The organism is Breoghania sp. JC706, from assembly GCF_037026715.1.
Taxonomy (GTDB): Bacteria; Pseudomonadota; Alphaproteobacteria; order Rhizobiales; family Stappiaceae; genus Breoghania.
The window spans coordinates 241,471-255,385 of the sequence record NZ_JBANCG010000006.1 but is presented as its reverse complement, the minus strand read 5'-3'; the positions used below and the strand labels follow the sequence as shown (position 1 = coordinate 255,385).

The following is a 13,915-nucleotide window of genomic DNA, read 5'->3' as shown; positions in this document are numbered from 1 at the left end:
TTCGCGGATCGCGAGACGGGCTCGCATCGTGCGGTCCCCCATCGCTAGAACCTCGGAATATCGGGAAACGGCAGGGCGCCGGCATGCACGTGCATGCGGCCAAGCTCGGCGCAGCGGTGCAGTTGCGGAAAGACCTTGCCCGGGTTCAAAAGGTGCCGCTCGTCGAAGGCGCATTTCACGCGCATCTGGTGGGCGAGATCGGTCTCGTCGAACATCTCGCCCATCAGGTCGCGCTTTTCCACGCCCACCCCGTGCTCGCCGGTCAGAACGCCGCCGACGCGCACGCAGAGCTTGAGGATATCGGCGCCGAAAGCCTCCGCCGCCTCCAGTTCTCCGGGCTTGTTGGCGTCATACAGAATGAGCGGATGCAGGTTGCCGTCGCCGGCGTGGAAGACGTTGGCGACGCGCAGGCCGTGCTTTTTCGACAGATCCTGCATGCCGGAGAGCACCTCAGGCAGCGCCTTGCGCGGGATCGTGCCGTCCATGCAGAGGTAATCGGGCGAGATGCGGCCGACGGCGGGAAAGGCCGCCTTGCGGCCGGCCCAGAAGGTGGCGCGCTCGGCCTCCGAGGTGGAGGTGCGCGAGGAGGTGCAGCCGTTGCGCCGGGCAATCGCCGCGACCTCGCCCAGAAGGTGATCGACTTCGGCCTCCGGGCCGTCGAGCTCGACGATCAGCAGCGCCTCCGCCTCAAGCGGATAGTTGGCGTGGACGAAATCCTCGGCCGCGTGGATGGCGGGCTTGTCCATCATTTCCATGCCGGCGGGGATGATCCCGGCGCCAATGATCTCGGCCACGCACTGGCCCGCACTTTCGGACGAGGCGAAGCCGACCAGCACGGCGCGCGCCGTCTCCGGCTTTTGCAGGATGCGCACGGTGACCTCGGTGACGACGGCAAGCAGCCCCTCCGAGCCCGTCATCAGGCCCAGCATGTCGTAGCCTTCGCTGTCCATGTGCTTGCCGCCGAGGCGGATCACCTCGCCGGTGATCAGCACCATTTCCAGACCCAGCACGTTGTTGGTGGTGAGCCCGTATTTGAGCGAATGAACGCCGCCGGAATTCTCCGCGATGTTGCCGCCGATGGAGCACGCGATCTGCGAGGAGGGATCCGGCGCATAATAGAAGCCCGCATGCTCTACCGCGCGGGTGATGCCGAGATTGGTGACGCCGGGCTGGGTGACGACGGCGCGGTTTCGATAATCGATGTCGAGGATGCGGTTGAACTTCATCATCGACAGGAGAACGCCGTCCTCAAGCGGCAGCGCACCGCCCGACAGCGAGGTGCCGGCCCCGCGCGGCACGACCTTGATGGCGTTGTCGTGGCAATAGCTGAGCACCCGCGAGACCTGCTCCACCGTTTCCGGCAGCACCACGACGAGCGGCATCTGGCGATAGGCGGTGAGCGCGTCGGTCTCGTAGGCGCGCATTTCCATCTCGGCGTCGATGACGCCCTCGCCCGGCACGATGGCGCGCAACGCCGACACGATCTCGGCGCGGCGCGACAGCACCGCCCCATCGGCCTCGGGCATCTTCAGTCCCGACATGGCATCCTCCCTTGCTCCGTAAAGGCCTGCTTCCCAAGGCGGCCTTCGAACGGAGCTCCCGATTGCTTCTCTTTCAATACAGCTTCGGCCCGAACATGTGTACCGGTACGGCAGCGCCGATACGCATTTTCATATGTTCCGTGTCGTTGAAAATCGGCCGAAGCGCCGGCTCCTGCCTTCCGTCATTGCCCGGCTTTGTCCGGGCAATCCAGTTTCGGCCGCGGCATGTGGGGGACTCGCTGGATCACCCGGACGGAGCCGGGTGATGACGTGGAGGGATCTGTCTCCCGTTTCCCACGGGTTCGCAAAACCGGGTCCACGACCCGGAGGACGCCCGAAAGACCGCAGACAAGAGGCGCGCGGTGCGCTTATTCTTTCCCGAGAATTGAAAATGAGGCCGATTGCAAACGCGAGCGGCCTTTTGGGGGACGCAGGCGGAGGGGCATGAACGATTTCGCGGATATGGAGATCTTCGCGCGGGTGGTGACGGCGGGCAGCATGTCGGCGGCCGGACGCGAGATGGGGCTTTCGCCGGCCGTTGTCTCCAAGCGGCTGCGACGGCTGGAAGACCGGCTCGGCACGAGGCTTCTGCAACGAACGACCCGGCAGATCGCGCTGACCGAGGCCGGCCAGGGCTATTTCGAGCGGGTGACGGCGATCCTCGCGCAGGTGGAAGAGGCCGATGCCTTCGTCACGCGGCGTTCGGGCCTTGCCCGCGGCCGGCTGAAGGTGGCGGCCCCCACCTCGTTCGGGCGCAAGCACATCGCGCCGCATCTGCTGGCCTTTCTCGATGCCAACCCGGATCTTTCCCTCGATCTGGAGCTTTCCGACGACTTCGTCGACATCGTCGGCGAGGGCTACGATCTGGCCGTGCGGATCGCGGAGCTTTCGGATTCAAGCCTCGTCGCCCGCCGGCTGGCGCGCAACCACCGTGTGCTATGCGCAGCCCCCGCCTATCTGGAACGCCACGGCGAGCCGGAAAGCATCGCTGAACTCGCCCGCCACACCTGCCTTGCCGCCGCCAACCAGGACCCGTGGCGGCTCGACGGGCCGCAGGGCCCCGTTATCGTGCGCGCGCAAGGGCGGCTCCAGACCAATTCCTCGGAGGTGGTGTTGCAGGCGGTGCGCGCAGGCGTGGGCGTGGCGCTGCGCTCCACCTGGGACGTGGGCGAAGACCTGCGCTCGGGCCGGCTGAAGGTTGTGCTGCCGGCTTATCGCGCCTCCCGGCACGTGGCGATCTACGCCGTCTACCCCTCGCGCCAGTTCCTGCCGGCCAAGGTGCGGGTGTTCATCGATTATCTGGCCGGACTCTACGGGCCGGAGCCCTATTGGGATGCGGGGCTTGCCGGGCTCCTGCCACAGGAAGGCGCGCCGGCGGCCGAGTAACGGAAACCCGATACGCTGCGGCAGGGACCGCAAATCCCCCGGTTCCATTTGGCGCGAACATCCGATACCTTTCCCCGCGGCCGGCGACGGCCGGTGACGATCGCAACCGGGCTTTTGACCCGTGCTTCAGTACCATTGTTCCGCGACATATCGTCTGGTTTGATCTGTCGCGGTCTGGCGGCGTCGTGCCGTTGATCTGCGCCCGACGCGGTAAAAGGCTGTCGGATTGCGTCCCGCAAGTGACTTGGAACAAGTCTAGGCGCTTGACGGTTATCAAGTCATCCGGGAGAAATAGATCTCGTGTGACCGGGACGCGGCTCCAGAGGGAACGCATTCCACAGGGAACGAAGGCACCGGGGCTTTCCGCATTCGGCGGATGCGGAACCAAGGCTCCGAAACCGAGAAAACGAGCGGTTTTCGCGCGGCGGGTCGGTTTACCCGAGCGCACCGCCGCTCAAGCAACGAAACGGGAGAGTTACATGAAACGTTTGATTGTCATCGCTGGCGCGGCGCTGCTGGCCACGGCCACCGCAGCATTCGCTGACGGCGATCCGGCAAAGGGCGAGAAGGTCTTCAAGAAGTGCGGCGCCTGCCACATGATCGGCCCCGACGCGAAGAACCGGGTCGGTCCGGAGCTGAACGGCATCATCGGCCGCAAGATCGCCACCGCCCCCGACTACAAGTATTCCAAGGGCATGAAGGAATTCGGCGAGACGCACGACGTGTGGACGGCGGAACTGCTGCACGAGTACCTGCCCAAGCCGCGCGATCTGGTGAAGGGCACCAAGATGGCGTTCGCCGGCCTGAAGAAGGACGAGGACATCACCAACCTCGTCGCCTATCTCTCGCAGTTCAACGAGGACGGCTCGACGAAGTAGGCCTTCGCCGCGACGGAGAATTGGAGAAAGCCGGGCCTGGATACCTCCAGCGCCCGGCTTTTTCATTTTGCGCCATTGGAGGCAGAACGCGTGGCCCCGCCGCGGCCCACTCTTCAAGACGGCCCTGACCTGCTCTAACTGGCATCTTCGGGCATTCGCTCGGCGGGACGGGCATGGCGGCGCAGCCTTGCGGCAAGCGCCGGCGCATCCGCCTCCAGCCGGCGGGCCGTGCGCTCGATTGCCGCCAGCGTCGCGACCGAGGCGCCCGCATCGCGGGCAAGGCGGGCAAGCGCCACCTCCGCCGCCCTGAGGCAACCCACCGAAAGCCCCGCCCGGTGGCGCAAGCCGCGCAGCAGATAGACCGCCTGGCCGAGACCGAGCACGGCGAAGCCTTCCCCCAGCACGGCGTTGCGCTGCGCCGTCGCCTTGCCGCTCCAGCGCACGAGCTTCAGGAGCCGGGTGCAGTAGCGCCGCCGCCACAAAAGCGCGTTGCCGACCACGTTGCGCGCCGAGGCCATGGCCCTGAGCTCGCCGCGCATGACCTCGACGAGCCCGTTCATCCGCCGCTCGGCCGTGGTCGGATAGATGACGAGATAGGCGCAATAGGCGATGACCGGGCCCGCCACGACGGCGAGGCTCTGTTCCAGCGTGACCACGAAGCCGGCGGTGAAGGGATAGCGCGGCTGCGATATCAGCAGGAGCACCATCGCATAGTCCATGGAACCGACGGTGGTGCGGCGATGGCTCATCAGGGGCACCACCACGAGCAGGACCGGCACGATCCACAACACCGTTTCCAGCGGCGAGCCGGACATCGGCCAGAGCACGAATTTCAGGAACAGCGAGGCCGCCGCCCCCCAGACCTGCCAGAACAGCAGGCGCGCCATGATCCAGGCCGGATCATCGAAGGTGGAGAACACCGAGATCATCACCGAGCCGCCGAGCATCAGATAGGGCCCCGCCTGCCAGCCGGTGCCGGCCCACATGGCGCCAATGCCGAGGAGCACGCAAAAGGCACGCAAGGCCGCCTGGCGGGCGCCGGTCCAGTCCCAGTGCTGCGCCACGACGCTTTCTCCCCTGCCGGCCCCGCCCGGTTCGGCGGCAACCGCGTCGGCCAGTCCCGCCAAAGCCTCGCGCAGGGCCGGATCGGCGGCCCCGTCCGCCGCCTCCCGGATCTCGCCGGGCAGGTCCTGCGGATTGGCCTTCAGGTGGATGTGCCGGGCGATGGCTTCGAGGCGATCGGCCGTCGCCGGATCTGGTTCGCAGACGCCGGCAGCAGCGAGCGCGAGCGTCTCGGTGACGGCGATCAGGCGCCGGTGAAGCACGGCGGCGCGCCGACGCGCCCGCAGGGAACCGGCCGCATAGGCCGAGAGCGTGTCGTCGATCTGCGCGGCGGCGGCGAGCAGGTAGGCGGTATCGGCCGCCTCCCCGCGCAAGCTCGCGGCGGCGGCCGCCAGCATGTCGGCCCCGAGCCGCCTGAGGCCGCTCACGGTCTCGTTCTCCGAGATCGACGGCGTTGCCAGATATCCGAGCACCATGGCGGCGATCACGCCGACCAGCACGGTCAGCACCCGGTCAAGGCCGAGGGCCAGCGGCGAATAGACATGGGCCTGGGCGAGCAGCGCCACCATGGCGGTGGAAAAGCCCGCCAGGATCGCGCCATAGGAAAGATAGCCGCGGAAGAGGTTCCCGGCCCCCACGCAAAGCGCGATCCACAGGCTGAGGCCGACGACGAGGACCCAGGCGTTGCCGCCGGCGCCGAAGAGCAGGACAAGCCCGGCCAGCGCGCCGACGAGCGTGCCGAGAAAGCGGAAGAGCCCCTTTTCCAGAACCTGGCCACGGGTGGGTTGGGCGGCGGCGAAGACCGTCATGGCCGCCCATTGCGGATGTTCGAGCCCGACGAGGAAGGCGATGAGCAGCGCCAGACAGGCGGCAAGGGCGGTGCGCAGCGTGAAGCGCAGCTTCGGCACGTCGAAGCCCCAGACGATGAGGCGATGAGCGAGGCGATGGGCAACGAGACGCAAGCCGCGTGCGGCGGGATCAGTCTTCATTCGGGCGGAGGCCTTCGGGTGTCTGAAGCTTGGAAATGCGGCGCGCGAGGCGATCGAAGCCGGCAAGCAGCGCGGAAAGCTCGTCGTCGGAGAAATCGGCGAGCAGCTCGAACTCGGCCGAGGCGAGTTTCTCGCGAATGGCCCGCGTCGCCTGCCGTCCGGCCGGCGTCAGGTGGATCCGCCGCAACCGGCGGTCACGCGGATCGATCCGGCGCTCGATGAGCCCCTGCCCGGCCAGATGATCGAGCGTGCGCACGAGCGAGGAGCCATCGAGGCCGATGCGTTCGGCAAGCTCCTTCTGGGGGATGCCGTCGCCGCTCTCGGCGAGGTGGACGAGCGGGGTCCAGCTGGCATCGGACAGGCCGCGCGCCGCCAGCCTCTGATCGACGACGCCCCGCCACCGGCGCGCAAGAAGCACAAGCTCGAGGCCGAACCTCAAGCGCGGAGAAAGGGATGAATCTGACATGATGTCGCACATGAAGCATATTATTTGGATGCAATCAATTTGAATTCCAACGGCCGGGGAATGTTCGATGGCGGGTGGATAGGGGCCGTGAGAGGGATTGGCGGCGCGGAGATGGCGGCGGTGCGAGGAATCGCGACGCAGCCTCGGGGCGTGCTTGGCGGAGCGGGAGATGGTGGCGCGGGCTGGGGCGGAGTTGCCTGTGTGAGGGGGCGAGGATGCGTCCGCATGGCCGCCCCGGCGGCAAGGTGCCGGTCAGGAGAGCCCGTCGCGGCCGGACAGATGCAGGCCGCCCATCCTTCGAGACGGCCTTTCAGGCCTCCTCAGGATGACGTTATCGAGTTGTTTTTTCGATGAAACTCGCAACGCACACGACGTCATCCTGAGGAGCCCGCGTGAGCGGGCGTCTCGAAGGATGGGCCGCAGGACAAGTCCCAGCGATCCGCCTTCTGCCAGATCACGATACGATGCGGGCAGGGAGGCGCACCGGATGCCCCTTCAGAGAGCGCGCACGCCTTCGCCTATTCCGTATCGGAATGATGGGCGCGGATGCGGCGGACAAGGTACCAGATCACCAGCACCACCACCGGCACCGAGACGGCCTTGGCAAGCCCCGGCGACAGCGGCACGCCGGCCTTTTCCGCCCCTTCGAACAGATGGCCGACCAGCCCCACCACGTAGTAGCTGATCGCCGCCACCGACAGGCCCTCTACCGTCTGCTGCAGGCGCAGTTGAAGGCGGGCGCGACGGTTCATCGCTTCCAGCAGGTTGCGGTTCTGGCTTTCCAGCTCCACGTCCACCCGGGTGCGCAGCAGCGTGGCGGCACGCGCCAGCTTGCGCGACAGGTTGCCTTGACGCTCAACCGTCGTCTCGCAGGTGCGCATGGCCGGGCGCAGCCGGCGCGCGAGGAAGTTCGCCCAGGTGGAGCGCCCGGCAAGCGCCCGCTCGCCCAGCGCCGCAAGCCGCTGGCTGACGATCTCGTCATAGGCGCGGCTGGCGCCGAAGCGATAGGCGGACGCCGCCGCTCCCGCCTCCAGCTCCGCCGCCAACTGGGTGAGACGCTGCAACAGCGCCTCGTTGGCATCGAGCCCGGCGCTGGTGCGCATCTCCGCCGTGATCTCCGACAACCCCGTCTCGATGCGGCGGATCAGAGGCGCCTGGCATTGCGCCTCCGGAAGGCCGAGAAGCGCCAGCATGCGGTAGGTTTCCACCTCCAGCAGCCGCTGGCAGGCAGCCCCGGCATTTTGCGGCGTCTCGCCCCGGTTGACCACGAGGATGCGGGTCAGGCCGTCGCCGTCGCTGCGGAAGTCGGTCGCCGCAATCAGGCCACCGCCGATGATCTCGGAGGCGACAAGGCTCGCCGCATCGAACAGCTCATCGAAGCTGCAGCCCCCGTCCGCGTCCACCAGATCGAGCCGCGTGGCGACGATGAGCGGGCCGGGCGCGCGGAAATCGCGTCCGAAGGGCGAGCCCTCTCGCCGATGCGCGAAGGGCGCGCCGACCGGCGACGGGGCGCGGCCGTCCCAGGTGTAGGTGGTGAATTCCGCGTGGCTTTCCCAGCGCAGCGCACCGCCGCCGAAGGCCAGCACATGATGGCGCGTCTCCGCATTGGGTCCGGCCGACCCATGCGCGCGACAGAACTCGGCGAACCACGCCCGGTCGGCGGCCGCAGCCTCCTCGTCGGTGGTGAAGCCGTAATGCAGGAAGGTGCGCGGCGTCTCCACGGGCAGGAAGGGGCGGGCATGCAACTCGCCCAGAAGCGCCCGGCGCAGGGGATGCGGAGCAAAGCCCGCAGTGTCGTCAGGTTCGGCCACCGCCTGCCCTTCTCGCGATCATCAACAAAAGTGCCGCAATAATGGTCGCTCGGGAACCAACTGTCATCCGGTACGTTGTTACGCGAAGAACAAATGCCAGAGCCCGCCATGCCCGCCGCCCGCATTCCAGCCCCGCCAGCAGTCCCCCCGAGCACAACCCCTTGTCGCCGCGAAGGCAACTGCCTCGCTCCACCTTAGAAAAAAAATAATTTTGAAAAGACCGCGAAAATTGCGGTAAGACGCAAGCCAGCAAGCGTCAAATTGTCGCGCAGCCAGCATACCATCGCCTTGGGAATTCCATGCACGTTTCCAGGTAATTGGCCTGCCAATTACTGCGCCATGACGCGTCTTTGAATGACGTCTCACAGCCGAGAGGAAAATGTCCATGGTAGATCTCCCCGGACGCCCATCCCGTCGGAGCTTTCTGAAAGCAACCGTCGCCAGTGCGGCGGTCACTTCGATTCCGATAGGCATGCCGCACGCTAAGGCAGCCGAGCTTCCAAGCCTTGATGCGTACAAGCCGGTCTATTTCGACGCTGCGGAATGGAGCTTCATCCTTGCGGCCTGCGCGCGACTCATCCCTTCCGACGGCGAAGGTCCCGGGGCGATCGAAACGCGTGTCCCGGTCTTCATCGATCTGCAGCTCGCCGGCGATTTCGGCAAGGCCGCGGACTGGTACATGGAAGGCCCGCACACACCCGATGCCAACCCGCTGCTCGGCTTCCAGAGCCCTCTTACGCCGGCCGAGATCTATCGCAAGGCGATCCCCGTCTTCCAGGACTGGTGCAAGACGACCCACGGCGACGCCTTCGAGAAGCTCGATCCGGAAACCCAGGACGCGGCGCTGACGTCGCTTGAGAAGGGCGAGGTCAAGCTCGCGCCGGAGCTGCGCGACTTCTTCTCCTTCCTGCTCCAGAACACCAAGGAAGGCTACTTCGCCGACCCGATGTACGGCGGCAACCACGGCATGCAGGCCTGGGTGCATGTCGGCTTTCCCGGCGCGCGCGGCAGCTACACGGAGTGGGTGCACAACTACAATGCCGAGTATCCGCTCGGCCCCGTTTCCATTTCCGGCGAGAGGGCCTGAGCCATGGCGAGACAAGATCCCAAGAAGGACGTGGTGGTCATCGGGCTCGGCTGGACCGGTTCGATCATGTCGATGGAACTGGCGCAGGAGGGGCTGGAGGTGCTGGCCCTTGAGCGTGGCGACGACCGCAACACGGTGCCCGATTTCCAGTACCCCAACATCATCGACGAGCTGAAATACGGCATCCGCTACGAGTTGATGCAGAAGCCGCGCAAGTCCACGCTGACCATCCGCCACGGCCTTGACGACACGGCGCTTCCCTATCGCCATCTCGGCTCGTTCCTGCCGGGCGACGGCGTGGGCGGTGCGGGCGCGCACTGGAACGGCCAGAACTGGCGGCCGCAGGAGCCGGAATACCGGCTGCGTTCCTATGTCGAGGAGACGTTCGGCGCCGACATCATTCCCGAAGGCATGACGATCCAGGACTGGGGCGTCACCTACGAGGAGCTGGAGCCCTATTTCGACCAGTTCGAGAAGGTCGCCGGCATCTCCGGCAAGGCGGGCAATCTCAATGGCGAGATCATCGAGGGCGGAAACCCGTTCGAGGCGCCGCGTTCCTCGGAATATCCGATGCCGCCCCTGCCGCACACCTATGACGCGGACCTGTTCTCCAAGGCCGCCAAGGCCAAGGGGCTGCATCCCTTCCCCAGGCCTTCGGCCAACGCGTCCGAAGCCTACACCAACCCCTATGGCATGCAGCTCGGCCCCTGCAACTTCTGCGGTTTCTGCGAGCGCTTCGGCTGCCTGAACTACTCCAAGTCCTCGCCGCAGGTGTGCATTCTGGACGCGCTGAAACGCAAGCCGAACTTCTCCTACAAGACCAATTCGGAAGTTCTGAAGATCGAGAAGGCCGACGACGGCAAGACGGTGACGGGCGTCACCTATTTCGACGAGAAGGCGAACGAGGAGGTGTTCCAGCCGGCGGATCTGGTGCTGCTGTGCGCCTATTCACTGCACAACGTGCACCTGCTGCTTCTCTCCGGCATCGGCCAGCCCTACGACCCGGCGACGGGCGAAGGCGTGGTGGGCAAGAACTACGCCTACCAGATGACCGGCGGCACCCGGCTCTATTTCAAGGACAAGCAGTTCAACCCGTTCATCGGAACGGGATCGAACGGCATCTCGATCGACGACTACTCGATCAGCCAGATCGACTTCGCCAAGGAAGGCTTCATCGGCGGCTCCTACATCACCGCCGGGCAGACCAACGGCCGGCCGATCCAGTCGATGCCGCTGCCCCCGGGAACGCCCAAATGGGGCAAGGCGTGGAAGGAGGCGGCGGGCGAATGGTACGGCCGCTCCATGGCCATCGGCTCGCACGGGTCGAACATGTCCTACCGCGACTGCTACCTGGATCTCGACCCGACCTACACCGACCGCCATGGCCGGCCGCTCATGCGCATGACCTTCAACTGGAAGCAAAACGACATCCGCATGACGCAGTTCATGAAGGCGCGCATCGAGGAGATCGCGCAGAGCATGAACCCCGACATGATCGCGTCCGGCTACAAGAAGGAAGGCTCGCAGTACGACGTGCGTCCCTACCAGTCGACCCACAACGTGGGCGGCGCGATCATGGGAGCGGAGCGCAAGACCTCGGTGCTCAACAAGTACCTTCAGCACTGGGACTGCCACAACCTGTTCGTGATGGGCGCTTCCGCCTATCCGCAGAACATCCAGTACAACCCGACAGGCGCGCTCGGCGGCCTCGCCTACTGGTCGGCGGCGGCGATCCGCAAGGATTACCTCGCCAATCCGCGGCCGCTGGTCTGATCGGGAGGTAAGACAGATGAAAACGCTATTCCGTATCGTGGCCGTTCTCGTGGTGATCGGCCTGGCGGCCTTGGCCGCCATCATCTTCGTGCCGGTGCAGCGCACGGAGCCTACCGAAAAACTCGCGGCCGACTGGAAGGCGCCGGAGGGTCTCGGCAAGTACGACGCCCGCATGGCCGACTGCGCGGCCTGCCACACCGAGCCCGGCGGCAAGCCGTTTGCCGGCGGACGCACCATCGAAAGCCCGATGGGTGACATCTACACGCCCAACATCACGCCCGACAAGGAAACCGGCATCGGCACCTGGTCGCTCGCCGACTTCCGCGCCGCCCTGGTGGACGGCGTCGACGACGAGGGCCATCACCTCTATCCGGCGATGCCCTACGAGAACTACCGCCACATGTCGGAAACCGACATCCGCGCCATGTACGACTACTTCATGCATGACGTTGAGCCGGTGAAGAACGAGGTGGCACAGACCAAGCTGCCCTTCCCGTTCAACCAGCGCTGGGGCATCCGGCTGTGGAACTGGGTGACGCTCGGCAAGCCGGGCTTCAAGCCGGCCTCCGAGAAGATCGCGGGCGACGAGCAGCTGTCACGCGGCGCCTATCTGGTACAGGTACTGGGCCATTGCGGCTCGTGTCATTCCCCGCGCAATGCGGTGATGGCACAGGACGGCTCCAACGAGACGGACGCGAAGTTCCTGACCGGCGGCGCCATCGGCGGCTGGTCGGCCCCGGATCTGAGGGGCCCGAAGTCGGCGCCGCAGCAGTGGTCGGCGGACGAGCTGAAAATGTACCTGACCGCCGGGCGCAACGCCCATTCGGCGGTGGCGGGCGAAATGAAGCTCGCGGTGGAGGAATCGCTCCAGTACATGAGCGAGAAGGACGCCGACGCGATGGTCGCCTATCTGCGCGCAATCGGCACAGACGGTCCGGCCCCGGCAGAGGCGCCGGCAAAGCGCGACCAGAACCCGGCCGGCACCGTCGCCCGGATCGACGCGGCCGACGACGCCACGACGGTCAAGCTGAAGAAGGCCGTGGACCTGACCGAAGGCGAGCGGCTCTACATCGACAATTGCGGCGCCTGCCACTTTGCAGACGGGCGCGGCGCGCCGGAGGTGTTCCCCTCGCTTCCGGGCAACGCGGCGGTCGTGGCCAAGGAGACCGGCGGGCTCATTCACACCATTCTCTATGGTGCGGAAATGCCCTCGACCTCCAAGCGTCCGATGAAGCTGCGCATGCCGGGCTTTGCCCCGCGGCTTTCCGATGACGACGTCGCGAAGCTGGCGACGTTCCTGCGCGGTGCGTGGGGCAACGAGGCCGGCCCGGTGACGGCGGCCGAAGTCGCCAAGGAACGCAAGACGCCGACCGAAGCCTCGCACTGAGGCAAGGCGCCGTCCGGCCGAGGCCGGACATGACACCAACAAGCCGGGCCGGTCCTGACGGATCGGCCGGGCTTTTTCGTTGGGAAACGACAGAGAGTCGCGAGGTTACGTGCCGCGGTCCATCCTTTGAGACGCCCGCATGAACGGGCTCCTCAGAGCTTGGCCCGAAAAGGGTATTATAATACGAAAGCTCTGCAATATTGGCGTTTGTCCCTGCAGGAAGCCACAGGCACCATTGTCATCCCCGCGCAGGCGGGGATCCAGTAACCACAAGATTTTATTATGGAATTGAACTGCAGGCCTCACGGGGTGCTGGATCCCCGCCTGCGCGGGGATGACAGTCTGGAGCAAGCTGCGCGCATTTCGGGCCGGACACTGAGGAGCCCGCGAAAGCGCGCGTCTCGAAGGATGCCCCCCGCCCAGCCCCAACCGACATCTACCCCCTGACCAGAACCTTGCCGCCGCGCTTGCCCTTGCCGGCGGCCTCGGCGGCTTTCGCGATGTCGGCGAGGTCGTAGATCCCGTCCACCTGCAGCGTGACGTCGCCCGACGCGATCAGGCCCATCAGTTCGCCGATGAGGCCGGCGACCTTCTCCTTCGGCGCCTCCGGCAGCAGCTTGGCGAGCCAGAAGCCCCTGACCGTGATGTCGCGGAAGATGAGCTGGGCCGGCGGGATCTCCATCGGCTTGCCCGACATCAGCCCGAACGAGACGACGGTCGCGCCCGGCGCGCAGATGGCGCACAGGTCGGCGGCATCCGGTCCGGCGACGCCGTCGATCGCCGCATGGATCGGCGCACCTCCGGCGATATCGGCGACCTGCCGCTTCCAGTCTTCGGACGCCGTGGAGACCGCATTGCCGATCCCGAGCGCCGCAAGCTCGGCCACCGCCTCGTCGCGCCGCACCAGATTGACGACGTTGACGCCCCGCTTTGCCGCCACCTTGGCCAGCACCTTGGCGACCGCCCCCGTCGCCGCGTTCTGGACGATCCAGTCGCCGGGCCGAGCGTGGACGAAATCGAGCAGGAACATCGCGCTCATCGGCATGGCGATGAGTTGGGCGGCGGTCTCGTCGGGGATGGTGTCGGGAAGCGGCACCGCGCCGGCCGCCCGGGCGATGTAGAACTGGGCCCAGGTTCCGCGTCCGGACGCCGCCACCCGCTGGCCGATCTTGAAGCCGGTGACGCCCTCACCCACCGCATCGACCGTGCCCATCGCCTCCGATCCGGCGAGCGCGGGAAGCGGCGGCTTGTAACCGTAGGTGCCCGCCACGGTGAGAAGATCGTGGTTGTGGATCGCCGCGAGCCCCGTCTTCACCCGGATCTCGCCCGCGCCCGGCTCCGGCAGGGGACGCTCCTCCACCTTCAGCACCTTCGAAGGTTCGCCGAATGTTTCGTGAATGGCGCTCAGCATGGCGGAGTCTCTCCTGTTCTCGTTGTCTCTATCGGGCACGGACGGCGCCTTAGGCGGCAGCCGGTCGCGGACCCGGAAAATCGTCGCGCGGCTCAATATGGGGCGCGCCCTGGCCGGCGTCGAG

General features: G+C 66.4%; 10 protein-coding genes. 5 read left to right on the top strand and 5 right to left on the bottom strand.

Annotation, left to right across the window (positions count from 1 at the left end; all coding sequences use genetic code 11):
• Nucleotides 1-44 precede the first annotated feature (44 nt).
• Complete coding sequence (locus tag V2L18_RS14285; protein ID WP_336178933.1) at nt 45-1,541, bottom strand: FAD-linked oxidase C-terminal domain-containing protein; 1,497 nt, start codon at nt 1,539-1,541, stop codon at nt 45-47.
• A gap of 444 nt (nt 1,542-1,985) precedes the next feature.
• Here V2L18_RS14285 and V2L18_RS14280 point away from each other — a divergent pair, with 444 nt between their 5' ends.
• Both V2L18_RS14280 and V2L18_RS14275 read left to right on the top strand, forming a co-directional pair.
• A complete protein-coding gene (locus tag V2L18_RS14280) occupies nt 1,986-2,927 on the top strand; it encodes a LysR family transcriptional regulator (protein ID WP_336178932.1) in 942 nt (313 codons plus the stop codon).
• Between the two features lie 479 nt (nt 2,928-3,406).
• On the top strand, nt 3,407-3,805 hold the full coding sequence (locus V2L18_RS14275; protein WP_336178931.1) for a cytochrome c family protein: 399 nt from the start codon (nt 3,407-3,409) through the stop codon (nt 3,803-3,805).
• A gap of 134 nt (nt 3,806-3,939) precedes the next feature.
• Here the strand turns inward: V2L18_RS14275 and V2L18_RS14270 are convergent, their stop codons facing one another.
• From V2L18_RS14270 to V2L18_RS14260, 3 genes are all read right to left on the bottom strand, one after another.
• A complete protein-coding gene (locus V2L18_RS14270) occupies nt 3,940-5,856 on the bottom strand; it encodes an FUSC family protein (RefSeq protein WP_336178930.1) in 1,917 nt (638 codons plus the stop codon).
• Complete coding sequence (locus V2L18_RS14265; RefSeq protein ID WP_336178929.1) at nt 5,846-6,322, bottom strand: MarR family transcriptional regulator; 477 nt, start codon at nt 6,320-6,322, stop codon at nt 5,846-5,848. The genes V2L18_RS14270 and V2L18_RS14265 overlap by 11 nt, the downstream gene beginning before the upstream one ends.
• A 518-nt stretch (nt 6,323-6,840) precedes the next feature.
• The gene (locus V2L18_RS14260) at nt 6,841-8,133 is read right to left on the bottom strand and encodes a DUF3422 domain-containing protein (RefSeq protein ID WP_336178928.1); all 1,293 of its coding nucleotides are present in this window, start codon (nt 8,131-8,133) and stop codon (nt 6,841-6,843) included.
• Between the two features lie 472 nt (nt 8,134-8,605).
• Between V2L18_RS14260 and V2L18_RS14255 the strand changes: the two genes are divergently transcribed.
• The 3 genes from V2L18_RS14255 to V2L18_RS14245 are packed head-to-tail and all read left to right on the top strand — an operon-like array spanning nt 8,606 to nt 12,380.
• Nucleotides 8,606-9,220, top strand: coding sequence for a gluconate 2-dehydrogenase subunit 3 family protein (locus V2L18_RS14255; RefSeq protein ID WP_336178927.1), 615 nt, complete (start codon nt 8,606-8,608; stop codon nt 9,218-9,220).
• Between the two features lie 3 nt (nt 9,221-9,223).
• Complete coding sequence (locus V2L18_RS14250; RefSeq protein ID WP_336178926.1) at nt 9,224-10,993, top strand: GMC family oxidoreductase; 1,770 nt, start codon at nt 9,224-9,226, stop codon at nt 10,991-10,993.
• 16 nt (nt 10,994-11,009) lie between these two features.
• On the top strand, nt 11,010-12,380 hold the full coding sequence (locus V2L18_RS14245) for a cytochrome c (RefSeq protein ID WP_336178925.1): 1,371 nt from the start codon (nt 11,010-11,012) through the stop codon (nt 12,378-12,380).
• 436 nt (nt 12,381-12,816) lie between these two features.
• Here V2L18_RS14245 and V2L18_RS14240 read toward each other — a convergent pair whose 3' ends face one another.
• Nucleotides 12,817-13,791: a zinc-binding dehydrogenase gene (locus V2L18_RS14240; protein ID WP_336178924.1), complete on the bottom strand. Its 975-nt coding sequence runs from the start codon at nt 13,789-13,791 to the stop codon at nt 12,817-12,819.
• Nucleotides 13,792-13,915: the final 124 nt, after the last annotated feature.

What these genes read in the sequence shown, in the direction of transcription:
- V2L18_RS14285 (WP_336178933.1), bottom strand. Translation starts at nt 1,541, where the DNA reads ATGTCGGGACTGAAGATGCCCGAGGCCGATGGGGCGGTGCTGTCGCGC.
- V2L18_RS14280 (WP_336178932.1), top strand. Translation starts at nt 1,986, where the DNA reads ATGAACGATTTCGCGGATATGGAGATCTTCGCGCGGGTGGTGACGGCG.
- V2L18_RS14275 (WP_336178931.1), top strand. Translation starts at nt 3,407, where the DNA reads ATGAAACGTTTGATTGTCATCGCTGGCGCGGCGCTGCTGGCCACGGCC.
- V2L18_RS14270 (WP_336178930.1), bottom strand. Translation starts at nt 5,856, where the DNA reads ATGAAGACTGATCCCGCCGCACGCGGCTTGCGTCTCGTTGCCCATCGC.
- V2L18_RS14265 (WP_336178929.1), bottom strand. Translation starts at nt 6,322, where the DNA reads ATGTCAGATTCATCCCTTTCTCCGCGCTTGAGGTTCGGCCTCGAGCTT.
- V2L18_RS14255 (WP_336178927.1), top strand. Translation starts at nt 8,606, where the DNA reads ATGCCGCACGCTAAGGCAGCCGAGCTTCCAAGCCTTGATGCGTACAAG.
- V2L18_RS14250 (WP_336178926.1), top strand. Translation starts at nt 9,224, where the DNA reads ATGGCGAGACAAGATCCCAAGAAGGACGTGGTGGTCATCGGGCTCGGC.
- V2L18_RS14245 (WP_336178925.1), top strand. Translation starts at nt 11,010, where the DNA reads ATGAAAACGCTATTCCGTATCGTGGCCGTTCTCGTGGTGATCGGCCTG.
- V2L18_RS14240 (WP_336178924.1), bottom strand. Translation starts at nt 13,791, where the DNA reads ATGCTGAGCGCCATTCACGAAACATTCGGCGAACCTTCGAAGGTGCTG.